Raw genomic sequence first — 22429 nt, 5'->3', positions numbered from 1 at the left:
GGACCCGATGGGCCGTGCGTTGGAAGCCCGCTTTGAACGCCTTCGCCATCACCTTCAGCGACCGATTCCCGGCAGCTGAAAACTACTAAAGGAAACCGCCGGATACACCGTTAATGAGATAGTCCCGATCGTGACCCAGGTCGTGGAGAACATCCAGCGGGCCGAACTGACCGAAGCGGACGAGGCCGACGCCTACCACCAGCTGTCTTTGATCGGTGTCTCAGCTGCCATGATCGCGAAGAAGACCGGGCGCACCAGGACCACCGTGGAGAGTGCCCTGAAGGCCAAATCAACCGACACCGGAGCCGCCGCCCTGGGCAAGGGGTACACGATTGAAGCGGCCCTGATTCTGGCGGAGTTTGCCACTGACGGTGACGCGGTGGAGGAATTGGAATCGGTCATTGCCGATGAGCCGGACATGCTCGCGCACGTCACCCAGCAGTTGCGGGACCGCCGCGACCGCGCGGCCGCCCTCGCGGCGCTCACCGCCGAGCTGGAAGCCGCCGGGACCACCGTGGTGGAACGGGCCGGATACGACGGAGACAGCGAGAACGTCCGGGTGTCCTCGCTGAACCGGGCCGACGGGGAACCGGCCACCGACGAGGACGCCAACGCCGTGCACATCGTGTCCTCCTACAACGGCCATCACTCCACCGTCCCGGTCGTGGCCGGATGGAAAGAGCTGGGCTTCACGCTCCGATACAGCGGGTACGGCGCGTCAGCGGCGAACAAGGGTCCGATGACGGAGGAGCAGAAAACCGAGCGGAAAACCCTGATCGAAAACAACAAGCTGATGCAGTCGGCAACTGTGGTCCGGCGCGACTTTGTGAAGGCGTTGCTGGCGAAGAAGCAGCCGCCCAAAGGCTGGCAGCATTTCACCGTCCACGCCATCACCCACCATCCCGAAACGGCCAGCGGATACGAGGGAACCGTGGCGGCCGAGATGGCAGGAGCCAAGACGGGGGAGACATCGGACAGGTGGGGATGGAACCCGCTGCGGGACCACGTGGCCACGTCCCCGGCCCGGCCCGAGGTATCCCTCATCGCGCTGGTTTGCGCAGGGTATGAGAAGACCATCGTCAAGGACTCTTGGCGGTCCCCGAGCATCCGCCACATCGACTACTTGAATCGGCTGATTGCCTGGGGGTATACGGCAAGTCCGGTCGAGCAGGTCATCCTCGACAGCGCCGCCCCCGCACAGGAACACCCAGCCGCATAAGAGCCGCCTTGCCGGGCGGACCCCCACCGCCCGGCAAGGCCCCGGCCACTCACCACATGAAGGCCGGGAACCTTCCAGAGGTCGGGCGGTCCGCCGCAAAGTGCGAACCACAGCATCCACTCACCGGCGGCGGACCGCCGTATTACGCGACGTCCTGCAAACACGTCCAGGTGCCGCGGCCCCGGTCATAGGATGACGTATCAGCCGTTCAACGCAGTCACAAATCCCAGCTATGCTGGATCACAGATGTCCTTTTTTGTTTAACCGCACCGCCCGGACGGAGACTGTGCACGGACACCGTTCGCCCAGGGTGATGTACCCAGGGAATGGTGACGTGGTGGTTGTGTGCAGCCGGTCAGCTGGTTCCTGTCGTCCAAATGTGTGCGGGAAAAGCCCGAAGGAGATAGCTTTTGCCGTGCCCATGATGCTCCTATAGGCGTCAAATCCGGATTTATGGCTGTTTGGAGCTGGAGCTGCCAGACCTCAACGTCGATCCTGCCGTGGTCGCGCTGCATCCGGGTCTCTGTCTCCCACCACGGCGGGCGCTCGAACCAGCGGACGGGCTCCTCAACCATGCGCCAGCTGTCGCCGGCGACGGTGAACGCATCCGACACGCCGTCGGGCGACAGGCTGACAGGCTGACAGTGAGACCTTCCATGGCCTCAACGCTACGCGGGCGTCCTGCCTGTCTCGCTTCCCTCCGCGGATTCCGGAATGCCGAACCGCCTCCCAACGAGTATGCGGAGGGCCGCTTCCAGGGGCTGGTCGTCGAGCGCAACGCCCTCGCCCCCGTAACGGATACCCGTTTCGTCGCCCACCGCTTCGATGTCAAAATGGTTGAGGACCTCGGCCACGCGCACCTGATACTCGGTGCCGGTCATTTGGCGAGACACCCGAACTGGAATTGTGCTGAGGGTGCGTGCGACCCCAACGTCGATGGATTCATTCACTGGGCGGGTCCGTCGGCGTCACCAGGTTGTAGTTAGGCGCGCAGTAGTCACTCACCGTCTGGAGATTTCCCGTGGTTTCCACCCTCCAGTTGACTGAACTGGTTCCGTAGTTGTTGACAGTGTCATAGACGTATCCGCTCGTCCAGCGCAGGGCGGTGCCGGAGTAGAACTTGACCTGCGCGCTGTACTGCTGCGTCACCCTCACATGCACGACCTGACCCGCAGGACAGCTGAGATAGCCGTTGGCGCCCGTGACGGCTGCCTGCGCGGGCATCGCAGGTGCCAACGCCAGTGCCAACGCAGCAACGACGCCGATCGCGCCGAGTTTTCGAGTTTTCAATGCTTCCCCCTGAGCGTCCTGGCGGGGCTTCGGTGTAACCGCCGCCAACTGATGGTGCACTCTTACATGGCGCTCCCGTCCTGCGCAAGGGGCACTGGCCGCCAGACGGCCGGTATGTAGTCCCGACGGAATCCCGGTCCCTTCATTTCCGTGGTTGCATATAAGGCCGCACGTCCGCAGCTGTCACCCCCCGGGTCCACATTCATCTCCGGGGATCGGATTTCCAAAGCCGGCGCGACCGCCCGTCAGAAAGCAAGGCCTCAGAGGCAGCCCTACCACTCGCCAGTGCGAATCCGTCCCCTGGCTGATCGCTGCTGGCCCTCCCCACTCAAACTGCCATAATCACTCACCCTGCTCAGGAGCAAGGGTATGTTCGCAGTGCTCACCCCTGCTGGGGAGTCCGTCGGCACGCTTGAGACAACGCAGGGTGACTCCGAGCTGTCCATGATTGGGGTCAATTCGGGTTATCCACGGCTGGGCCTTTTGGGAGCCGTTGGGTAGCTCCCTCGGCAGTGGTAGCGGTGGATAACCCATGAGAATTGTCCCCGGTTGTGGACAGCGGCGACTAAAGCAGCCCCGAGCGCCGGGCACGTCATTCTGGGCGCTTTTTCACATGCTCGGCGTGAGCTTTTGTCGGGTGAGCCATTGTCGGTATCTTTGGGCGACGTGGTCGTTTCTGGCGATCCCTCGTTCTATGCGGGAGAGGTTGGAGGGCCACTGGTTGAGTTGTTCGCCGGCTTGCTGCAGGGTGATCTCGAGCTGCTTCCTTAGGGGCCGGAGGTCAGAGATGTCAGGCGCTGCAACGGGGTTGAATATCTGGCGGTAGATTTCCCGGGCGACGTAGCGTTTGAGGCAGCGCATGGTTTCTCGTTTGCTCTTGCCGTCGGCCGTGCGTTTGGCGACGTAGTCCTGGGTTCGGCTGTCTGATTGCATGCGGGAGAGGACAACGTGGTGGAGGGCGCTGTTGGCCTGGCGGTCACCGCCTTTGCTGAGTCTGTGGCGGATGGTCTTGCCCGATGATGCGGGCACGGGCGCGGTGCCGGTGAGGGCTGCGAATTGTGCTTCGTTGTTGATCCGTTCGGGGTTGTCTCCGACTGTGACCAGGAGTTGGGTGGCGACTTCAACGCCTACGCCTGTGAGTTCGGTAAGCAGTGGCGCGTATGAGTCGAGGATTTCCTGCAGGAGCGCATCGGTTGAAGCGATTTCGGTTCGGAGAGATTCGTATCGCAGGGCCAGTGTTTTCAATGTCAGCGCGGTGATGTGTTCGGTTTCTGCGGGGTGCCCGGAGGGCCTTGAACGGGCAAGAGCGGTGATCATCGCGGATGTGGGGAGGCCGCGGTACTTGGATCGGATCGTTTCTGGTGCGGCGACGAGCAGGCTCCGGATTTGGTTGATGGCGATTGTGCGCGCCTTCATTGCCGAGGTCCGTGCTGTCCGCAGGACGCGGAGGCATTCCACTGGTCCGTCTTTGGTTTTGGGGGTCGAGATGCCTCGTTCGGCGAGCACTGATTGGGCTGCCTGGTAGGCATCCAGTGGATCCGACTTTCCACGGATCCTGCGGTTTTGGCGATTGGGGCGGTTGACCTCAAAGACGCTCAGTTTTTCTTTGGCTAACACCCGGGACAGCTCGGCTCCGTAGGAGCCCGTCCCTTCCACGCCCACGGCCCTCACGATGCCGTGGCTGGTGATGAAATTAAGTATTTTGCTGTAGCCGGCGGCCGTTGCAGCGAATTTTTCGTCAGCGATGGGTTTGCCGTACTCGGTGACAATGGCGACGTGGTGGGTGTCGGCGTGGGTATCAACGCCGACAATGACTTGGGGTAGTTCCTCTACCAATATGGCGACGGCCCTGTTCTTCCTGGTCTTTGTTTGTTGCACGTTGGCCAGGCCGGCAGACAGCACGGTAATGGGACTAAAGCGATTCAGGCTCCTATTAGGTCATGTCCGCCTGACTCAACGAGCTTGGTGCTGGTCCTGAACCGGTGGACAAATCATGGGAAAGACAGCGTAGTCACGCGTCAGGTGGGCGACGAGTCACGCCGGTTCAGGACCTTTACCATCATTACCGTGGGCGAGGGGTTACTACTCGGAGACGCCAGCGACGGGACTTGAATCCTGCGGGCTCTTACGGCCCCGGGGACGACCGCCGGCCTTCTTGGTCGGGGCGTCCAGACCGAAGCCCCTCAAGTCGGATTCAGTCCACTCGGCTCGCAGCGCGGCCTGATAGTCCTTGGCGTACTTCTGTTCTGCTGCGGCAAGCAGCTGGGCGGCCTCCTGGACCTCAACACCGCTGGCAGCGGCCTGCTTCACGGCGTTGACTTTGGTGTCTCTGGCGGCGTCGATCTTGGCGGCGGCTTTTGCGGCGATGTCGTTGATATCCATACCTAAACCCTACCGGCCAGCAAATGGTCCCGAAAGCAGGTTTTCGGTGACCAAGCGCGAAAGGCGAAAAACCCATAAAGAAGACCGTCCGGAGCAAGCTATACATTTACACGGGTGTAAGTGGCTTGTCGCGCTCGACACTGGCGGTCGAGTGCGGCACACTGGTCAGTGTCGTCCCCGCTTCCGGGGTCGCTGCGCTGGGCCGTTGAAGGGATGGATTGAATGTCGGATGAGGGAACCACTCACCGTTTCAATCTGTCGCGCCGACGCCGGGAGAACACTCCCGCCGGCAGCAAGAAGCGCCGTGACCTGTGGGTCACTGTTGAAGAGGAAGCCGCGCTCGTCGCGAGGGCTGAGCGGGAGAAAGTCACCGTCCCAAACCTGCTGCTCACATCGGCATTGTCCGAGGCCCAGGAAACGACTACCGAACGGCGTGCCGTCATCGCGGAACTGATGTCGCTGCACAACCTGCTGGCCCGTTCCTCCAACAACATCAACCAGCTCGCACGCCAGGCCAACGCCACGAGCGAGTTCCCCGCCGAGGCACACCAAGCCCTGAAACATATCCGCTCTGTTGCCATGCGCATCGACGACGCCATAGACGGGCTGATGTAGGGATGATTCCGAACATCACCCGCGGTTCGCGCATGGGCGGGCTCATGGTTTACCTGGCTTCCACGGATGCCAACAAGACCAAGAACGCGCACTCCGATCCGCACCTGGTAGCCGGTGACGCTGCAATCATGGCGTGGTACGACGACGGTGTCCTGGACCGTGACGATGCCCTGGCAATCGCCAAGCATCTGGACCGTCCGCGCAAGGCTTATGGCGTATCGGTTCAGATCAAGGACATGCAGTGGGACGCGGCCAAGAATGAGCGCGTCCACGTCGGCTACAAGGACGCCAGCGTGTGGCACTGCTCGCTGAGCCTGCGCGCCGAAGAGGGCGCCCTGACGGATCAGCAGTGGGGCGATATCGCGAACGATTTCGTGGATTCCATGGGCTTCACCGAAAGCAGCGGAAAGGCCCGCTGCCGGTGGGTCGCGGTCAACCACGGCACGAGTGAGAACGGCAATCACCACATCCACCTGGCCGTGTCTCTGGTCCGCGAGGACGGCACCAAGGCATCGACCCACGGCGATTACAGACGCGCGCAGGAGTCGTGCCGTGAGCTGGAGGTTAAGTACGGGCTGGAACAGCTCTCGACCGTGCACGCCACCCGCGGCTACGACCGGGCCGAGAAAGCCACGGCTGTCCGGGACGAGCGGGAAATGCACCGCTCGTCTTTGGCGCGGAAAGTCCGTGCCAGCGCCAGTGCCTCGGCGACAGAAGGGGAGTTCGTCCGGCGCGCCCGTGACACCGGGATGCTGGTCCGTCCGCGCTACGCGAAGAACACGACCGACGTCATCGTCGGGTACTCCGTGGCCGAACGCCCGAAGCAGGGCGAGCGGCCTATCTGGTTCGGCGGCGGCACCCTCGCCTCCGACCTGAAGCTCGGTGCTTTGCGTGAAGAGTGGATGGACTCACCGCACCTTGCAACAGAGGCTGCAGCTGAGTGGAACGCTGCTGCCCGCAACAGGCGTACCGTGTCCGGGACCGGCCCCGAGAACGGAATACCCCCGGCGGAAATGTGGGTGGAGTACACCCGGAACGCGACCGCTTTGGTTGAGCAGCTGCGCACACTGCCCCGTGATGACCACGCCACCTGGGCGAAAGCAGCGAGGGAAGTCTCCGGCGCGTTCGCGGCATGGTCACACCGGCTCGAACCGACCCCAGGCCCGCTGGCGGCCACCGCCGCCGAACTGTCCCGCACCGCCCAACTCCGGGCGCCACGGGAACACAGCAAGCCCGTCGCCCTGCCGTCCATTGCCGGGACTGCCATGTTGTTCATGGCCGCGTCCAGCAAGAACAAGACGGCCGCCCAATCGGCGCTCATGCTGCAACTGGTGAACACTGCCTTCGCCATCCACGAAATGCACCAGCAGTCCGGTCGAACCAGGGAAGCGCAGCGGCTCCGTGCCGTCGTGACGGAGCAGCTGAAGCCGTTCGCGGCGACCATGCCCCGGCCGGTCACCGTCGGTGCACCGGAACAGGCCGCGGCTCCGAATGCCGTCGAACTTGGACTGCGCGGCATGGCGCCCATCCGTCCAGGGTCAGCGGTACCGACCACACCAACGCCTTCCAAGACCCGCCAACACACGGGCCATGATTCCGGCCCCGTACTTGACCGATAACGACCACCACCAACTGCAAGGGGAGCGCGATGAGTGAATCAGACGGAATGGACGAATTTCTGGACGGCGGAATGCGGCAGTCCCTCATGATCGCGTCCCGCATTGCCGAGACGCTGGCCCGGCGCCGGCAGGAGTCCCAACGGCAGCAGGAGCACCAGGATGCCCAGGCAGCGCACAAAGCGCAGGCCCGCCTCACGGCAGACCGCAGCGCCGCGCACGCGGCGCTGGCACCGGTAGATAAAGACCAGTGGTGGGACAAGGCACAGCCCCACGATATGGCCACGGCCCACGCCGTCGCTGAAGGCTGGAAAGACTACGACCCGACCGCCCTCGCGGCCTCGGAAAAGATCCGGCAGGAAGTGCTCACCCGCTACGGCATCGACACCCACGACGTCGGAGCGGACGCCGGATATCTGGAATCAGGGATCCAGACCATCACCACGGAAAAGGCACGTCAGGACGAATTGGAACGCAGCCAGGAAGAGGCGCGCAAGGCGGCCGCCGAACACAAGAAAGCCATGGGCCTGCTCGCCGCGGCCCGCGCCGAAGAACTCCGCGCCCAGGCCGCGACACTTGCCCGAGAAATGGAACGCCACCAGGTGCCGGCCGAATACCTGGCCAACCCCGAGCTGGCCCAGGCATTGCAGACTGCACACACCGCCAAGACACCCACAGCGGTAGCAGCAGCGGACGCCATCGTGAAGGAACGCTTGTTCCTCATCGGCAAGGACGGCATCAACGGTCCCGACATCGACCAGCTGCGCAAAGAAACCAACGCGAACGTCAACGGCGCCGGCGACGCGCACTTTCAGGATCCCGCGTTCGTCCAAGCAGCCAAGGACATGTACGAAGCCAAACTCCTGGCAGAGGGAGGCTTCACAGGGTCCGAACGGACGCCCGTGGAACAGCGTTACGAACGAGCCGAAAAGGAACTGTTCGCCCGCCTGGAAAGCGTCGGCCGCGAGATCGAGAACCGCGTCGCCGGCAACAACAGCAGCCGACTAAAAGACCAAGGCCTGAAAGCAGGGAGCACGGCGGGAACCGACTACGGCTCAGCGGAACGCCAGGAAGCTTTCGCCGCATCCTTGGCCGGCACCGGAGCGAACGAAACCCAAGTCCGAGGGCGGGCCGCTGCGGAACGCAGCGAGGGGACACACCCGAGCGCAGCCGTCACCATGGGCAAAGGCGCAGCCAAAGCCAAAAAGGCCCCCGCGGCGGCAACATTGGGTGCTGATCGCGCTAAGAGCGGTCCCTCCCGCTAAGCAGTTTCCCGGCCCGGCCGGCCTGGCCATCATCCACCGACGGGCCGCTATGGCCGCCGAGTGCAGACCAGCTCAGCGGGGCCCTGACCTGTCTGGCCTGCGGAAGCCTTGAGACGCGGGACATGCCGACGGAATCGTGCGTGTATTTCTACCGGCGTGCCGCTTGCGGGGTCACCAGCAAGCCGAAAACCGGGGACTGCTAAGTCGTCTCCTCCTACGGCGACACCAGATGCCCTCCGATGCAATCCTCCTGATCGGTTGCTAGGAAGCGGTCCCGCGGGGAGCGAACATGATCACGGCCACCCCCACCAGACAGATCACGGATCCGATGACGTCCCAGCGGTCGGGCAGGAACCCGTCGAAGACCATTCCCCACACCAGGGACCCCGCGACGAACACGCCGCCATACGCGGCCAGAATCCGTCCAAAGTGCGCGTCAGGCTGCAAGGTCGCAACAAAACCGTACAGACCCAGGGCAATGATCCCGAGACCGGCCCACCACCACGCACGGCCCTCCCGAACGGCTTGCCACACCAGCCAGGCACCGCCTATCTCGGCGACAGCGGCCAAAATAAACAGCAGAACGGACTTGGCAATCGTCATGAACCTCATCATGCCGCACGTTTGGAGACAGCCCGCGCCGGCCGGAAATCGTCAGGACTACGAAGCAGGTCCGTTAGCTAAGCACAGGCCCCACAGCGACCATCCCTCAGCGGCCCAGCCGTGTGGAAGCGCCCTGACATTCCGGGCCGTCCGACGGCTGCCCGGCTCTGCTGTGCCGCCTATGCCGTGCTGGTTCCGAACAGCATCCCGAGCAGGTACGTGACGGCCGCGGCGCCGTAACCGATGGCGAGCTGGCGTAGCGCCATTTTCAACGGAGCCCCGCCGGAGAGCAAGGCAACAATTGCGCCGGTGGTCAGCAGGGCCAGGCCGACGATAATGCCGGCGACGATGAGCGCGGTGATGCCTTCGAGTCCGAACAGGTAGGGGAGGACGGGCAGGATGGCGCCGGAGGCGAAGAACAGGAAGCTGGATGTGGCCGCGCCGAGGCCTGTGCCGACGGCTTCGTGTTTGTCGTGGTCAGGGGAAGCCACGATCGGTTTCTCGTGTGGGTTCTGCAGCGTCTCGGAGGCCTTGGCGTTCGCTTCGTCTTCTGCCATGCCCCGGGCGCGGTAGAGCAGGGACAGTTCGTTGGCGTCGGCGTTCAGGTGCGGTAGCCGCGCGTGTGCGTCCTCATTGGGCGTGGAGGCTTCGAGGAGTTCGCGCTGGGAGCGGACGGAGACGTATTCTCCGGCTCCCATGGACAGGGCGCCGGCGAGTAGGCCGGCGACGCCGCTGAGGAGGACCACCGCGTTGGATGCGCCGCTGGCGCTGATGCCCATCACGAGGGAGAGGTTGCTGACGAGCCCGTCGTTTGCGCCGAAGACGGCGGCGCGGAAACTTCCGGAGAGCCTGTTCCTGCCCCGTGTGGCGAGTGCACGGACGATTTCCTCGTGGATCTGTTCGTCGGCGGCCATGGTGTCGGTGGCGTGGGCATCGCGTGCGTACGGTGAGCGCGCTTCGGCACGCTGGGCCAGGGCGAGGACGAACACGGATCCGAAGTGGCGGGCAAGGAAGCCGACGAACCGGGTACGGAGGCTTCCGCGGCGGGCCTTGCCGACTTTATCGCCGAGCAGGTCCAGCCAGTGCTGTTCGTGCCGGGTTTCGGCTTCGGCCAGGGCCAGGAGGATCTCCCGTTCTTCCCCACTTCGGCGTCCGGCAAGGTCCCGGTACACGCCTGCCTCGGCCCGTTCGTCGGCCAGGTACTGGCGCCAGCGACGAAGATCCGCAGGACTGGCGCTCCGGGAAGTCGGTGTGGTGTGTGTCGTGGGCAGGTTCGTCATGGTCATCCTCGAGGCAATACCCTTGACCGGACCCATAATTTCGGGGGAGCTCCGGTCAGAGTGGTGTCTGACCGAAGGTCTCGCTCGCCCGGCACCTGCTAGCCGGGTGGCGCACCGGGCAACCTGTAGGAGGATGCCAGTATGTCGATGCGCCGCTGCGTCCGCGATGCGCGGACGGTGGGAACTACTCCCCTTCGATAAGACAAGTCTTCCATATATCCGCCGCAGATTCATGCGTTTACATGTTTTTCGGATTGCCGAAATTTCGTCACCTGGAAGGCCTCCAGGCGTCATTTCGGTGTGCCGTGGGATTCTTTAGGGCCAGGCGGAAAGTGACCGCTAGCGTAACCAATGACGGCCGTGAGCCGTACCAAATATTGTCCGTGAAACGGATGGTCGTGGCGCACTTTTGGGACGACAGAAGGATGGTCCGGTCAGGTGGCCTTCCGCGGGTACAAGCAGTGGGGGAGTGTCCGGGGTCCACGGAAGTGAGGCACTCCTCTGTCAGCAGATGCAAGTCCCAGCAGGCAGCCCGTGACTTGAAAAGAAGCTTGGGTTGGCCGCCCCCTCTGCCCGCCTGCACGTAGGGGCTGTGACATTTATCCCGTCGCGTTATCAGAATGTGACAATCTTCTCTTACTTGCGGTACGGTCGGTTCCGTGCCGATTCTCTCCAAGGGCGGCACTCCCGGGTTGATTGCCTAACTCTGCCGCTGCCGGGGATCCGTTCGCAGAATTCGTCCGGCAGAGACGGGGAAACCACGTTTGGCCTGGTTCAGGCCTTGGGGTGAAGCCGCGCTACTGCATCTGCAGGAGTTGCGGCCGGGTGACTCCCATCCGAATCCGACAGCTAACCCCGCAGGCATTGGGAGAGGCTACTTTGTCATGTCCACACGCGTTCATGGCCGCCGGCGCGCGGTTACCGTCCACACCAGTCCGCTCGCGAAGATTTCCAAGTCTGCCGCAGACAACTTTGGCGGAGCGGGACGGCAGGCCGCCGTCCTCGCCGTTGCTTCAGGCCTAGTTTTATCCAGCGGTATCGCTGCCCAGGCCGCCGAGGCTCCGGCCCAGCAGGACGCGGCACTGCCCTCAACGCAGGAAGTGACCGCCCTGGCGTCCGCTCCGCTCAGCGCCGACGCCAGCGTTCGGATATCCTTCGAACGCCCGGCCGTCACCACTACCCCCGCACCGGTCATCGAAGCGCCGGCGGCTGCCGAAATCCCTCAGCCCACACCGGCGGTCAAGACACCGGCCGCCACGACACCGGTGGTTAGTGCACCGGTGGCAGCGCCCAAGGTCACCGTTCAGGCGGCACCGGCGCCGGCCGCTGCCCCTCAGGCAGCGGGCGGAGTCAACGCCACCATGCTTTCGGCCGCCTACGCGCAGCTGGGCCTTATCCAGGACTGCACCCGCCTCGTCGAAAAGGCCTTGGGCGCAGCAGGCATCCCTGTAGGCGACATTGGCCCTATGGCGTTCATGAATTACGGCAAGACGGTTGGCACCCCGGCCCCGGGTGACATGGTTGTTCAGTCCGGACACGTTGGAATCTACGCAGGCAACGGCCAGGTCATCAGCTCGGGCATGAACGGCAAGAACCAGACGGTGGTTCATCCGCTGTCGTGGTTGACCGCAACGGGGCCCGTCACGTTCGTACGCGCCGGCGCCTAGAGACACCAGCGCCAACGGGCCGGTGAGTCGCTGCCTTGGGGGTAGCGCGTCACCGGCCATTGGCATACCGCCCTCCGGTTGGTAAAGGCCCGCCGCCGGTGCGGGGACGGTGCCAAAGTCCGGACGGCCCGGATGCCGTTGCCGAAAGCCGCACTGCAGATTTGGATGGCGATTGTTGTTGGTATGTAATGTTGATCCCAATGTCTGAAGCACTAGATGGCGCTCTCCGGGGCGCGGAGTTGTTTCCCGGAGCCAAGGCCGCCGAAGCTGCAGGAACCGCTTTGGATCCGCAGTCCGGCTCGACTCCGGGTCCGGTCCGGTTTGCCCGAGCAGGGTCGGTGGGGCCGTGAAGTCATTCTTTTCTTTTCTACGGAGGAACCGGACCAAGGCCTGGGTGGTGGCCGTAACGCTGCTGTTGGTCTTCTACCTGGTGGTGACATTCCAGCGTTCCGCTCTCCTGCTGATGGATACCAGTCCTCTGGCCAACGTCCTTGGCGCGGCGTACTTGGTACTCCCGGCCATCGGTGCCTGGGCACTGTTCCGTGAACTTCTGTTCGGTGCCCGCACAGAACAGATGGCGCGGGCCCTTGAGGCCGAGGGGGGTCTGCCCGTAGACAATCTGCCGCGCACACCCGCCGGACGCATCGTCCGTGCCGCGGCGGACCAGGAATTCGAAAAGTACCGGGCCGAAACAGAAGATGCTCCGGGGGACTGGCGTTCCTGGTTCCGGCTCAGCTGCGCGTATGACGCCGCCGGTGACCGCAAGCGTGCCCGCTCTTCAATGCGGGATGCAGAGCGGCTGTACCGTTTCCCCGACACCGGAGCAACGATATAGGGGTGAACGCCCGGCGATTTCGCGGTCCATCGTGTCCGCCGACTATTTGCTGTAGCGGACCCGAGTTATCCCACGGGGACGCCGAGCGGGCAACCGCATGGCCCTACGGTGAGCTGCCGGGGGTGCTCCTGCTCGTGGGCAGCCTGGCCCGGCGCAAGCGCGACGAGGCGCGAGGGTGCGCGGGCTCCGTCCGGTCCGCAGCCGTCGCCGGCATCCCGGAATTGGCCGCGTATAACGGGGCATGTTCGGGCCGTCGGACGCTCTACACCGGCCTGCGCTTCTCTTTAGAAGCCTGACGTGCCGATGAAAACCTGGATGAAGGCGAAGAAGATGCTGGCCATCACGGCCGTGTAGAGCAGCGCCGTGATGATCCAGCCGGAATCGCTGAGGATCCTGCCGGCGCCTGCAGGTACCTTGATGATTCCGTGTGTGATGTTTCGGGCCGTTACCCACACGACCAGCGGGATCATCACGGCCCAGACTGTCATGCAGAGGGGGCAGAGGATGTGGATCGAGTACAGAGCCTGGGACCACAGCCACACCACAAAGGCAAAGCCGAGTGTGACGCCGGTCTGGAGCCCCGCCCAGTACCAGCGGGCGAAGCTCGCCCCGGAGAGCATTGCCGCGCCAATGGTGACGATGACGGCGAAGGCGACGATTCCAATAAACATGTTTGGGAAGCCAAAAACGGAACTTTGCCAGGTCTGCATGACCTGGCCGCAGGAAATCCAGGGGTTGATGTCGCAGGCGGTCTTGTAGGCGGGGTTTTTCAGTGCTTCGAGTTTTTCCAGCACCAGGGCGCCGGAGGCCAGCCAACCGATGGCCCCGGCGATGACCAGGAGCCATCCGAACGGCTTGTCGCGGGTCATTCGGGGTTGATCCGGTTGGGTGCTGTTGTGCGTATTGACGTCGTCGGCTAACTTCACATTCCCGGCGGAATCGGTGGTGCTGGTCATAGGAGGTGGTTTCCTTCCAGATCGGTCGTCCCGGCGCGTGGTGTGGACAGGGTTGAAGCCGCCGCCGTTGGAGGACCGGGGGAGTACGTCGCCTTGTGGTCCGCGCTGGCGCTGGGGATACCGGCGGTGCTGACCGCCCTGCCTGCACTGGATCGCCCCAGCCGTCTCCTCTTCCCCCATTTACCCCGGAACGGATCATCCGGGCGAACGGTGAACGGCAGCAGGCGGTTAATCGCCGGTCCGTGTTTGCGGGGACCGTAGGGTGCCAAGGATCAACAGGGCTACTCCAGCGGTGACGAAGACGTCGGCGAGGTTGAAGGTGGGGAACCAGCCGCTGTGAAGGTAGTCCACGACACCGTCCCCGTCGAGCCGGTCAATGAAGTTCCCGGCGGCTCCTCCGAGCAGCAGGACAGCTCCTGCCCGGGAGAGTCTGGTCATGGCAGGAGCGGAGGAGAGGGTGTACCAGGTCAGGGCTGCGATGATCAGCCCGGTGGCGGCGATGACGATCCAGGGTGCCAGGTCCGCGCCGAGGCTGAACGCGACACCGCGGTTATAGAGCAGCCGGATGCTGATTGGGCCCAGGTCGGTCGTTGTGCCGTTGGAAAGCACGGCTTCGGCCAGAGCCTTAACGGTGAGGTCGGCCCCGGCAAGGAGGGCTGCCCAAAGCAGCAATACCGTCCTGAACCGTCGGGCCGACCGAACCGGTACGACGGGCAGGGCGGTTGCGTCGGTGCTCATACTGACGGTTCCAGTGCAGGGGAGGGCTGGGCGGACGTGAACGCGGTCTTGCGGCTGATCCGGCCGGCCCGGACGCCATTGGCGATGACCACGATTTCGGCCAGTTCGTGGATCAGGACCACGGCGGCCAGGCCGAGGATTCCGAACAGCGCCAGAGGGATCAGCACAGCGATCAGCAGCAGGGACAGCCCCACGTTCTGGAGCATGATGCGCCGGGTCCTGCGTGCATGGTCCAGCACCTGGGGCAGGTGGTTCAGGTCCTCGCCCATCAGGGCGATGTCGGCGGTTTCGATCGCGACGTCGGTGCCCATGGCACCCATGGCGATGCCGGTGTCGGCGGTCGCCAGGGCTGGGGCGTCGTTGACGCCGTCCCCGACCATCGCGGTGGGCTGGCGGTTCTGGAGCGTCCGGATGATTTCCGCTTTGTCCTCGGGGCGAAGGTCGGCGTGAACCTCGGTGATGCCCGCGGCCTTGCCCAGCGCGGTGGCTGTGATGAGGTTGTCGCCGGTGAGCATGGCCGTGGTGTAACCCGATGCGCCGAGCCTGGCGATGACCTCGCGGGCTTCGGGCCGCAGCTCATCACGGACGGCGATCGCTCCGATGACCTGGCCGTCGTCCTCGATGAGGACGACGGTGGCGCCTGCGTGCTGCATCCTCTTGACTTCGGCGGCCAGGGGCCCGGCATCAATCCAGCCCGGGCGGCCGAGGCGGATGGCCCTGCCGTCGAGCCGGCCTTCCAAGCCGGCGCCGGGAATGGTGTCCACGTCGGTGACGGGCGCCCGGTCTTCGGCGGCGGCAAGGATGGCGCGGGCCAGCGGATGTTCGCTGCGGGCCTCCAGGCCGGCAGCCAGGGCCAGGACGTGGTCCCGGGTGGCTGTACCGGTCGCGGCTACCTCGATTACGGCGGGCTTGTTGCGGGTTAGCGTTCCGGTCTTGTCCAGTGCGATGGTGCGGATTTTGCCGAGGGTCTCCAGGGCGCCGCCGCCCTTGATGAGTACGCCGATGCGGCTGGCCGCGCCCACGGAAGCGACCACCGTGACGGGAACGGAGATGGCCAGAGCGCAGGGCGAGGCGGCGACCAGGACGACGAGAGCGCGTTCAAACCACAGCAGCGGTTCCCCGACGATGAAGCCGAAGACAATGATCAGGACCGCGGCGATCAGGATGCCCGGGACGAGCTTGCTGGCGATGGAGTCGGCCAGGCGCTGGCCCGGGCCCTTGCGGGACTGCTCGGCCTCCACGATGTACACGATCCTGGCCAGCGAGTTGTTCTCCGCGGTGCTGGTCACTTCAACCTCGAGCGGACCGGTGCCGTTAATCGACCCGGCAAAGACCTCGCTTCCCGGCCCGGCCTCGACCGGGACGGATTCGCCGGTAAGCGCCGAGGTGTCCAGGGACGTGCGGCCGGTGATGATCCTGCCGTCAGTTGCCAGACGTTCGCCGGGCCGGACAACCATCCGGTCTCCGGGGGTGAGTTCTGCCGGGGGGACGGTGATTTCTATGCCGCCGCGCAGGACGGTCGCCTCCGCCGGGACAAGGTCCAGCAGGGCTCGCAGGCCACGGCGGGTTTTCGCCATCGAGTACTCCTCGAGGCCTTCGGAGATCGCGTAAAGGAAGGCCAGCATGGCCGCTTCCTCGTACTGCCCGAGGGCTACCGCGCCGGCGGCGGCGATCGTCATCAGCGTGCCGACCCCGATTTTGCCCTTCGCCAGGCGCCGGAGGGTGGAAGGAACGAACGTCCACGCGGCAATGACCAGTGCCGCGATTTCCAGCGGCAGCGTCAGCCACTGGGGGCCGCCGGCCAGCGATGCGATCCACGCCGCGAGGAGTAAGAAGCCGGAAACGGCGGCTGCCCGGACCTCTCGGACCTGCCAGAACCCTGCGGCTTCCGCTGCTTCTTCGGACTCGCCGGTCCCGGTCTTCTCGTCGCTGCAGCCGCAGGCGTCACTCATCGTTCGTTCTCTTTCGTCAGGGGCACACCCGTGCTGCCGGTGCCGTAGTTCGGGCACAGGCTGACCGCGTTGCCGGTGGCGGCAAGCAGGATCTCAGCCTGGGCAAGCACGTCCATCAGTTCCGGGCGGGACAGCGAGTAGTACACGCTGCGGCCCTGTACCCGGCCTTCGACCAGGCCGCAATCGCGCAGGCACGCGACATGGGCAGATACCGTCGACTGGGCCAGGCCCAGCTCGGTGGTGAGGTCACCGACGCGGACCTCACCACCGGCCATCCGCTTCACGATGCTCAACCGGGTCGGGTCACTAAGTGAATGAAACAGCGCCGCTGCGGGATCGAGCCGGCTGCACGGATCAGCGGACACCACAGGTTCAATCGTCATGTGACGATGATAGCGTATTTTTAGGATGCCATCGCCCTCATGCTGTAACGTCGACAAGGCGTCCCGCGGCGTTCCCTGCGTCCCGCGCTTCCACACGTAAAGCCTGGACATGAGTGCTCCTTCGCCCCGGTCGGGCGGGGCGATGCTGCTGCCGGGTTGGCGGACCATCGAGATATTGACCGAGGAGACACCGATGAGCATTGGCGGATATTTCGCCGAGATGGTGCAGTCCGGTGCCTTGTTGGTGGCGATGCCGCTGGCTATGACTGCCGGCGTCGTTTCTTTTATCTCTCCGTGCATCCTTCCGCTGGTGCCGGGGTATCTGGGCTATGTCTCCGGGCTGACCGACCCGTCACGGCCGGATAACCGGCGTCGGGTCCTGACCGGCGTCGGTCTTTTCATTCTCGGTTTCGCCGCGGTGTTCACCCTGTATGGAGCGGCGTTCGGTGTGATCGGCGGCTGGATGGTGCAGTGGCAGGACGCGCTGGTCCGTGCCCTGGGTGTGTTCGTCGTATTCATGGGCCTGGTGCTGGTCGGCAGTTTCTCCTTCCTGCAGACCACGAAGAAGCTCTCCTTCCGGCCCAGGACGGGCGTCGCAGGGGCTCCGCTGCTCGGTGTGATCTTTGGCCTTGGATGGACTCCGTGCATGGGTCCGACGCTCAGTGCCGTCCTGGCGCTGAGCACGACCACCGGGGACCCTTGGCGCGGTGCCCTGCTGGGTTTCATCTATTGCCTGGGACTGGGAATTCCCTTTGTGCTGGTGGCACTGGGCCTGAACTGGGTCACCAGGACCCTGGGGTTCATCCGCCGGCACATCCGCACGTTCAACATCATTGGTGGTTCGCTGCTTATCCTCGTCGGGCTCCTGATGGTCTCCGGGGTCTGGATGCTCTGGATTTACCAGCTGCAGAACCTCGCCGGGACCATCACCACCCCGGTATAGACGCAAAGGACTGGATCATGAACTCCTACCGACCCGCCCCTGCCGCCGGTGCATCGTTGCCCCGCCGGCGCAGCCTCCTGCTGGGCATGGTATCCGGGGCGCTGCTGCTGACCGGCTGCGCCGCCCCGGATTCCCTGGCCGCCCAAGCCCGGGCCGGGGACAACAAGAACTACATTGCCGGCGACGGCTCCGTCTCCGAGTACGCCCCCAACGACAGGAGCGCTCCGGTGGAGATGGAGGGCCGGCTCTATGACGGCACCATCGTCAACTCCTCTGCATGGCGGGGCTCGGTGACGGTTCTGAACGCCTGGTACGCCGCGTGCGCGCCCTGCCGCACAGAAGCCTCCACACTGGAGACCCTGTATCAGGAAAACAAAAGCGACGGAGTGCTGTTCTATGGGATCAACCTGCGCGATACTGCCGCGACAGCTGCCGCTTTCGAACGGACCTTTGGAACAACCTATCCGAGCTTTAACGGCGCCGACGGGGCTATCTTGCTGGCCTTGTCCGACTACGTTCCCCCGCGTGCAGTCCCTACAACCCTGGTTCTGGACAAAGAAGGCCGAGTCGCAGCACGCGTGCTCGGCATCGCCGAGAAAAGCACCCTGAAGGCCCTCATCAGCAGCGTGCTGAAGGAGTCCTGACAGGCGAGCAAAGGTGCGCGGCTCCCAGTCCAGCCGGAGCGCGCTGTTCCGCCAAATAAGCGATAATTAACTACCGATATCGGATATTATGTCGCCCTGTACTCTGCGTATCTCATCAGATGAATCATTCAGGCCCCTCTCCCGAGGAGTTCCGCGCCAGGCGTTCGAGGCCCCTTGTGCCGCAATGTGCAGGGGTTTTGTCCGAGTCCAGTCGATGTTCCCATCCATACCTGCAAGAAGAGATGAAGGACAGTCCGGAATCCTCCAAGACCAGCGACCTCTCGACTGCGGCGACCGAGAGCGTGTCCTCCTCGGATCCGCCTGCCACGTCAGTCTAAAAAATGAGGGGGGGTCGGAGCTGCGACCCCCTCATCCCGCCCCGGGTTGACACTTACCGATAGATTCATAACTGTTAGCGTATTGACACTAACCGTTAGACACGGAACCATTAGCGTATGGATGTAATGCGAGATATAACGGTGGCCGAGGCTGCCGACCGGCTCGGCCGCAGCACGATGTCGATCCATCGTCTGATCCACTCAGGCCAGCTGACAACCACCGGGACGGTGGGTAAAGCCCTGTTGATAGACCGGTCATCCGTTGAGCGTCTGGCCGCCACCGGTACCCGGCCCGGCCGGGCGTGGACGGCGAAGACAGCGTGGGCCGCCATGGCCCTGCTCTCCGGCCAGAACCCCACCTGGATCTCCTCCTCCGAAAAGTCCCGCCTGAAGAGCCGGCTCCGCGAGCTTGACGCCGACGCCGTCTGTGTCCTGGCCCGGAACAAGGATAAGACCATCCGCTTCCGCGCTACCCAGGACGGACTGGCCGCGCTGAACAGCCACCTGATCGCCAGCGGCGCCTCCGCCATGCGGGACGAAACCACCGCTGACACCTTCGGCATGTCCGGCGGCGGCGGGATCGCCGAAGGTTACGTCATGGCCGGTGACGCGGCCGCGCTGGCCAATGCCTTCGGCCTGGTCGAAGACCCCGACGGCAACGCCATCATCCACGAGGTCGAGCTGGCCGAGCCTTTCACCGAAGGCCGGGCGCCGGTCGCCGCGGTCGCGGTGGATCTGATGGGATCCCTGGCCACCCGCGAACGCAGCGCCGGCCGACGCGTCATCGATGAGCTCCTCCATGTCTGAGCCGGCCATGGCCGAGGTGGCCACCGCCGACGGCCGCGAAATCTGGGACGTCCCGGTGCCCCCGGGCGGCTGGGGAACCCCGTGGCCGCAGTGCGTCGAACTGGCCAGGGCGCTGCCCTCAACCCAGTGGACACTGGTCGGCGGCCTTATGGTGCAGCTGCATGCGGCCGCGGCCGGCATGGCCGTTTCCCGGCCAACGGCTGACGTCGACATCGTGCTGCACATCGAAACAGGGGCGGCCACGACGGCGGCCGTGATGGCAGTCCTGTCCGGGCTGGGCTACACGCTTGAAAGGTCCATCTCGGATGACGGCCCGGCCCACCGGTTCGTCCGCGGCAAGCAGCAGATCGACGTTATGATCGCCGACCACCTTACCCCGGCCAAGGTTCCCAGGATCGGGGGACGCAAGCCGTTCCAGGTCGCCGGCGGCACTCAGGCCCTGCAGCGGACCGTGAACTGCCGGATGACAGCCGACGATGACGGGCCGGTGCTCATCAGCATCCCGAATGCCCTCGGCGCGCTGGTCCTCAAAGGGGCCGCCTACCGCGAAGACTCCCGCGACAAGGACCGGCACCTCGATGACGCCGTCGTCCTGTGTGCCACCATCAAGTCCCCTCTGGCCGCGGCGGCCCTGATGAAGGGCAGCGACAAGTCACGCATCCTGACGCTGCACAAGGAGCTCGCCGATCCCGGGCACCGGTCCTGGCAACTGCTGGATTCAGCGGACCGGACTACCGCGATGGATGCGCTCCGGATTCTGGCCGCCAACCACAGCCTCCCGCCGGCCAACCGGCTCAAGCTCGGCTGAGACACGCCGTCGCGGCGGAGGCGGCCACGGCGGCCGGGGCCATCCCGACGACGACGACCACGGCGGCGGCGGCCGGCGGCCGTTGTGTGGTAGGTCCTGTTCAAAGGAACCAGGAGATCGCTTTCAGTTATCCCCCAGCATCGACTCGTGCAGTGGCAGGAGGTCGGACAAGTACCTTGGCCCGCAACGATTCGAGAGCGGAAGGAATCAGATGCCGACAACCCCCACATTGAAGACCCGTCTCGGCGTGGGAGCAGCAGCGGTTCTGGCCGCCGGCGCCATGGCCGCCGCGGCCTTCAGTGCCGCCTCAGCATCCACGACGTCCCCCACCCCGTCGGCAGCTTCGACAGCTGCCCCCTCTGCCCGAGCCAAGACGAGCGCCCACGCCGGCCTCCACGGCCTCGGCTCTTTCCTGCAGATCAAGGCCTACAGCCAGCAGGCAGCCGGTGACCGCGCCACGAGGACAGTAACCGCCCTGCAGAAAAGTTCTGGACGATTTCACCGTATGCCTGGTGCAGCTCTAAGTGAGAATTGCCCCTCATATGCCGGACATAACCAAGGGAACCCAACGAAGAAAGGCACGTGTCCCCGTACGCCCGCTGATCCACTCCCCCGGTCGGAAGGCCTGGCTTAACCGGCTATTTCCCCTGAGGAGGTTGCCGCTGGAGCGGGTACCGGGAGGGGCTGGGCTAGCTTTCACACTCGATGCAGTACGGGTGGCCGTTCTTTTCGCGTGTGAGCTGGGAACGGTGCCGGACCAGGAAGCATGAGTAGCAGGTGAACTCGTCCTCGGCCTGGGGAATCACCTGAACGATCAGTTCCTCGGCGACGAACTCTCCGCCGGGAGTTATGGCGTCATCCAGCGCGTCGGCCTCGTCGAGATCGCGGACGACGCTTCTGGCATCCGGGGCGTTGGCCGATTGCAGCGCCTCGAGGGAGCGCTCCTGTGATTCCTTGACGTCGGAACGTACTTCGTCGTAATCGGTTGCCACTGCGGTGATTCTCTTCTCTAACGTTCTTACCGGACGGAAATGCAACCTACACCATTGGACCGGAATTCCCCTCGCGAGGACCGGCGGGCGCCGTCCGAGAGCCCGACACCTCGACCCGGGTCCTGGCCGGGATGCCCGAGGACCGTGCGTCAGAGCGCTGTTCGGGAGGCCCTGCTGGGCTGCGCGCCGGGCAAACCGCCAGGTCACCTAGTCCTCGGTCCAGTCCAGCGCCGCGGTGAGCCGGTCGGCGTCGGGCAGCTGATCGCGAACGTCTGCGGGCAGGGCGTCGTAGGTGTAGGAGGCCACGGCCATGGGTGAGGTCGCGCGGCCGAGGCTGTAGCGGACGGTGTGGTCGTTCTTGCTGCCGCAGATCAGGATCCCCACTGTGTCTGCGTGGGTTTCGCGGCGGAGCCTGTCGTCGACGAGGGCAATGTAGAAGTTGAGTTTTCCCGCATATTCGGGCTGGAATTTGCCGGTTTTCAGTTCTACTACGTAGTACCGGAGCTGCTCGACGTGAAAGAAGAGGAGGTCGATGTAGAAGTCGTCGCCGCCGACGTCGAAGTGGACTTGCCGCCCGACGAACGCGAACCCGGGGCCCAATTCCCTAAGAGTTTCGGTGATGCGGTCCATGAGAGCCTGCTCGAGGTCCCGTTCTGCGACCTCTCCGGACAGACCAAGGAACTCAAAAGAGTAGGGGTCCTTGGCCACCTGCTGGGCTAGCTCCGAGTCTTGCGCAACAAGCTGTTGCGCAAAGTTCGACGGCGCTGACCCCGTGCGCTCGAGAGTTTTGTTCATGATCATGTTCATCAGGACGTTGCGCGACCAGCCGTATTCGACGGCTTCTGAGGCGTACCAGTCGCGCTTTTCTTGGTCGACAAGCTTGTCCAGCAGCACGGTGACGTGGCCCCACGGCAATTGCGCAACAGGCTGTTGCGCAATTGCACCCCCATTCCAAGCCCGGGCAAACGTCGGGACTATCTCATTAACGGTGTATCCGGCGGTTTCCTTTAGTAGTTTTCAGCTGCCGGGAATCGGTCGCTGAAGGTGATGGCGAAGGCGTTCAAAGCGGGCTTCCAACGCACGGCCCATCGGGTCC

21 protein-coding genes, 2 pseudogenes and 1 riboswitch are annotated in these 22429 nt (G+C 64.3%); of the genes and pseudogenes, 11 read left to right on the top strand and 12 right to left on the bottom strand.

All coding sequences use genetic code 11. From position 1 onward, the window contains the following. Positions 1–127 precede the first annotated feature (127 nt). A pseudogene (locus tag ACFVY3_RS17120) lies at positions 128–1219 on the top strand (chromosome partitioning protein ParB); the annotation flags it as partial. Between the two features lie 668 nt (positions 1220–1887). On the opposite strand, the gene ACFVY3_RS17115 reads toward ACFVY3_RS17120, so the two are convergent. The 4 genes from ACFVY3_RS17115 to ACFVY3_RS17100 all read right to left on the bottom strand — a co-directional run bounded on the left by ACFVY3_RS17115 (position 1888) and on the right by ACFVY3_RS17100 (position 4891). Further along, on the bottom strand, positions 1888–2100 hold the full coding sequence (locus ACFVY3_RS17115; RefSeq protein WP_400160651.1) for a hypothetical protein: 213 nt from the start codon (positions 2098–2100) through the stop codon (positions 1888–1890). 61 nt (positions 2101–2161) lie between these two features. Further along, on the bottom strand, positions 2162–2509 hold the full coding sequence (locus tag ACFVY3_RS17110; RefSeq protein WP_400160650.1) for a hypothetical protein: 348 nt from the start codon (positions 2507–2509) through the stop codon (positions 2162–2164). Positions 2510–3118: 609 nt separating this feature from the next. Beyond that, a complete protein-coding gene (locus ACFVY3_RS17105) occupies positions 3119–4411 on the bottom strand; it encodes an IS110 family transposase (protein ID WP_400160649.1) in 1293 nt (430 codons plus the stop codon). Positions 4412–4591: 180 nt separating this feature from the next. After that, positions 4592–4891 (bottom strand): hypothetical protein, encoded by a 300-nt coding sequence (locus ACFVY3_RS17100; protein WP_400160648.1) that lies wholly within the window; start codon positions 4889–4891, stop codon positions 4592–4594. Between the two features lie 222 nt (positions 4892–5113). Between ACFVY3_RS17100 and mobC the strand changes: the two genes are divergently transcribed. From mobC to ACFVY3_RS17080, 4 genes are all read left to right on the top strand, one after another. Beyond that, positions 5114–5506 carry a plasmid mobilization relaxosome protein MobC gene (mobC, locus tag ACFVY3_RS17095; protein WP_400160647.1) on the top strand — a complete coding sequence of 131 codons (393 nt, stop codon included), beginning with the start codon at positions 5114–5116 and terminating at the stop codon, positions 5504–5506. A 2-nt stretch (positions 5507–5508) separates the two neighbouring features. Then, entirely contained in the window at positions 5509–7125 is a 1617-nt protein-coding gene (locus tag ACFVY3_RS17090) for a relaxase/mobilization nuclease domain-containing protein (protein ID WP_400160646.1), read from the top strand. 29 nt (positions 7126–7154) lie between these two features. Then, the gene (locus ACFVY3_RS17085) at positions 7155–8387 is read left to right on the top strand and encodes a hypothetical protein (RefSeq protein ID WP_400160645.1); all 1233 of its coding nucleotides are present in this window, start codon (positions 7155–7157) and stop codon (positions 8385–8387) included. 83 nt (positions 8388–8470) lie between these two features. Beyond that, on the top strand, positions 8471–8590 hold the full coding sequence (locus ACFVY3_RS17080) for a GDCCVxC domain-containing (seleno)protein (protein WP_400160652.1): 120 nt from the start codon (positions 8471–8473) through the stop codon (positions 8588–8590). A 58-nt stretch (positions 8591–8648) separates the two neighbouring features. On the opposite strand, the gene ACFVY3_RS17075 is transcribed toward ACFVY3_RS17080, so the two are convergent. Continuing rightward, entirely contained in the window at positions 8649–8990 is a 342-nt protein-coding gene (locus tag ACFVY3_RS17075) for a YnfA family protein (protein WP_400160644.1), read from the bottom strand. A 179-nt stretch (positions 8991–9169) separates the two neighbouring features. Continuing rightward, positions 9170–10270, bottom strand: a complete 1101-nt coding sequence (locus ACFVY3_RS17070; protein ID WP_400160643.1) for a VIT1/CCC1 transporter family protein — start codon at positions 10268–10270, stop codon at positions 9170–9172. A 687-nt stretch (positions 10271–10957) separates the two neighbouring features. Next, a riboswitch (cyclic di-AMP (ydaO/yuaA leader) is annotated at positions 10958–11148 on the top strand. Positions 11149–11154: 6 nt separating this feature from the next. Here ACFVY3_RS17070 and ACFVY3_RS17065 point away from each other — a divergent pair. Together ACFVY3_RS17065 and ACFVY3_RS17060 are read left to right on the top strand one after the other, a co-directional pair. Next, on the top strand, positions 11155–11937 hold the full coding sequence (locus ACFVY3_RS17065; RefSeq protein WP_400160642.1) for a hypothetical protein: 783 nt from the start codon (positions 11155–11157) through the stop codon (positions 11935–11937). Between the two features lie 346 nt (positions 11938–12283). After that, the gene (locus tag ACFVY3_RS17060; protein ID WP_400160641.1) at positions 12284–12772 is read left to right on the top strand and encodes a hypothetical protein; all 489 of its coding nucleotides are present in this window, start codon (positions 12284–12286) and stop codon (positions 12770–12772) included. A gap of 284 nt (positions 12773–13056) precedes the next feature. Here ACFVY3_RS17060 and ACFVY3_RS17055 read toward each other — a convergent pair whose 3' ends face one another. The 4 genes from ACFVY3_RS17055 to ACFVY3_RS17040 form a co-directional block, all read right to left on the bottom strand. Then, on the bottom strand, positions 13057–13728 hold the full coding sequence (locus ACFVY3_RS17055; RefSeq protein WP_400160640.1) for a vitamin K epoxide reductase family protein: 672 nt from the start codon (positions 13726–13728) through the stop codon (positions 13057–13059). Between the two features lie 228 nt (positions 13729–13956). Next, complete coding sequence (gene lspA / locus ACFVY3_RS17050; RefSeq protein WP_400160639.1) at positions 13957–14466, bottom strand: signal peptidase II; 510 nt, start codon at positions 14464–14466, stop codon at positions 13957–13959. Further along, positions 14463–16418 carry a heavy metal translocating P-type ATPase gene (locus tag ACFVY3_RS17045; protein ID WP_400160638.1) on the bottom strand — a complete coding sequence of 652 codons (1956 nt, stop codon included), beginning with the start codon at positions 16416–16418 and terminating at the stop codon, positions 14463–14465. Before ACFVY3_RS17045 ends, lspA begins: the two co-directional genes overlap by 4 nt. Then, entirely contained in the window at positions 16415–16801 is a 387-nt protein-coding gene (locus ACFVY3_RS17040) for a helix-turn-helix transcriptional regulator (RefSeq protein ID WP_253033856.1), read from the bottom strand. The genes ACFVY3_RS17045 and ACFVY3_RS17040 overlap by 4 nt, the downstream gene beginning before the upstream one ends. Before the next feature lie 193 nt (positions 16802–16994). Between ACFVY3_RS17040 and ACFVY3_RS17035 the strand changes: the two genes are divergently transcribed. From ACFVY3_RS17035 to ACFVY3_RS17020, 4 genes are all read left to right on the top strand, one after another. Next, entirely contained in the window at positions 16995–17744 is a 750-nt protein-coding gene (locus tag ACFVY3_RS17035) for a cytochrome c biogenesis CcdA family protein (RefSeq protein WP_400160637.1), read from the top strand. 17 nt (positions 17745–17761) lie between these two features. After that, positions 17762–18388: a TlpA family protein disulfide reductase gene (locus ACFVY3_RS17030; protein WP_400160636.1), complete on the top strand. Its 627-nt coding sequence runs from the start codon at positions 17762–17764 to the stop codon at positions 18386–18388. A gap of 455 nt (positions 18389–18843) precedes the next feature. Then, a complete protein-coding gene (locus ACFVY3_RS17025) occupies positions 18844–19533 on the top strand; it encodes a helix-turn-helix domain-containing protein (RefSeq protein ID WP_400160635.1) in 690 nt (229 codons plus the stop codon). Then, positions 19526–20341, top strand: coding sequence for a hypothetical protein (locus ACFVY3_RS17020; protein ID WP_400160634.1), 816 nt, complete (start codon positions 19526–19528; stop codon positions 20339–20341). Before ACFVY3_RS17025 ends, ACFVY3_RS17020 begins: the two co-directional genes overlap by 8 nt. A 689-nt stretch (positions 20342–21030) precedes the next feature. Here ACFVY3_RS17020 and ACFVY3_RS17015 read toward each other — a convergent pair. Together ACFVY3_RS17015 and ACFVY3_RS17010 are read right to left on the bottom strand one after the other, a co-directional pair. After that, on the bottom strand, positions 21031–21333 hold the full coding sequence (locus ACFVY3_RS17015) for a DUF4193 domain-containing protein (protein WP_253033713.1): 303 nt from the start codon (positions 21331–21333) through the stop codon (positions 21031–21033). A 207-nt stretch (positions 21334–21540) separates the two neighbouring features. Next, a pseudogene (locus tag ACFVY3_RS17010) lies at positions 21541–22299 on the bottom strand (YhcG family protein); the annotation flags it as partial. Positions 22300–22429 lie beyond the last annotated feature (130 nt).

It is taken from the genome of Arthrobacter sp. BPSS-3 (assembly GCF_044628475.1).
In the GTDB taxonomy this organism is placed as follows: Bacteria; Actinomycetota; Actinomycetes; order Actinomycetales; family Micrococcaceae; genus Arthrobacter.
The sequence above is the reverse complement of the archived record's forward strand: the minus strand, read 5'-3'. Positions and strand labels throughout refer to the sequence as shown.

Excerpts from the sequence above, each read along its gene's own strand:
- ACFVY3_RS17115 (WP_400160651.1), bottom strand. The coding sequence starts at position 2,100 with ATGACCGGCACCGAGTATCAGGTGCGCGTGGCCGAGGTCCTCAACCAT.
- ACFVY3_RS17100 (WP_400160648.1), bottom strand. The coding sequence starts at position 4,891 with ATGGATATCAACGACATCGCCGCAAAAGCCGCCGCCAAGATCGACGCC.
- mobC (WP_400160647.1), top strand. The coding sequence starts at position 5,114 with ATGTCGGATGAGGGAACCACTCACCGTTTCAATCTGTCGCGCCGACGC.
- ACFVY3_RS17090 (WP_400160646.1), top strand. The coding sequence starts at position 5,509 with ATGATTCCGAACATCACCCGCGGTTCGCGCATGGGCGGGCTCATGGTT.
- ACFVY3_RS17085 (WP_400160645.1), top strand. The coding sequence starts at position 7,155 with ATGAGTGAATCAGACGGAATGGACGAATTTCTGGACGGCGGAATGCGG.
- ACFVY3_RS17075 (WP_400160644.1), bottom strand. The coding sequence starts at position 8,990 with ATGACGATTGCCAAGTCCGTTCTGCTGTTTATTTTGGCCGCTGTCGCC.
- ACFVY3_RS17070 (WP_400160643.1), bottom strand. The coding sequence starts at position 10,270 with ATGACGAACCTGCCCACGACACACACCACACCGACTTCCCGGAGCGCC.
- ACFVY3_RS17065 (WP_400160642.1), top strand. The coding sequence starts at position 11,155 with ATGTCCACACGCGTTCATGGCCGCCGGCGCGCGGTTACCGTCCACACC.
- ACFVY3_RS17055 (WP_400160640.1), bottom strand. The coding sequence starts at position 13,728 with ATGACCAGCACCACCGATTCCGCCGGGAATGTGAAGTTAGCCGACGAC.
- lspA (WP_400160639.1), bottom strand. The coding sequence starts at position 14,466 with ATGAGCACCGACGCAACCGCCCTGCCCGTCGTACCGGTTCGGTCGGCC.
- ACFVY3_RS17045 (WP_400160638.1), bottom strand. The coding sequence starts at position 16,418 with ATGAGTGACGCCTGCGGCTGCAGCGACGAGAAGACCGGGACCGGCGAG.
- ACFVY3_RS17040 (WP_253033856.1), bottom strand. The coding sequence starts at position 16,801 with ATGACGATTGAACCTGTGGTGTCCGCTGATCCGTGCAGCCGGCTCGAT.
- ACFVY3_RS17035 (WP_400160637.1), top strand. The coding sequence starts at position 16,995 with ATGAGCATTGGCGGATATTTCGCCGAGATGGTGCAGTCCGGTGCCTTG.
- ACFVY3_RS17030 (WP_400160636.1), top strand. The coding sequence starts at position 17,762 with ATGAACTCCTACCGACCCGCCCCTGCCGCCGGTGCATCGTTGCCCCGC.
- ACFVY3_RS17025 (WP_400160635.1), top strand. The coding sequence starts at position 18,844 with ATGGATGTAATGCGAGATATAACGGTGGCCGAGGCTGCCGACCGGCTC.
- ACFVY3_RS17020 (WP_400160634.1), top strand. The coding sequence starts at position 19,526 with ATGTCTGAGCCGGCCATGGCCGAGGTGGCCACCGCCGACGGCCGCGAA.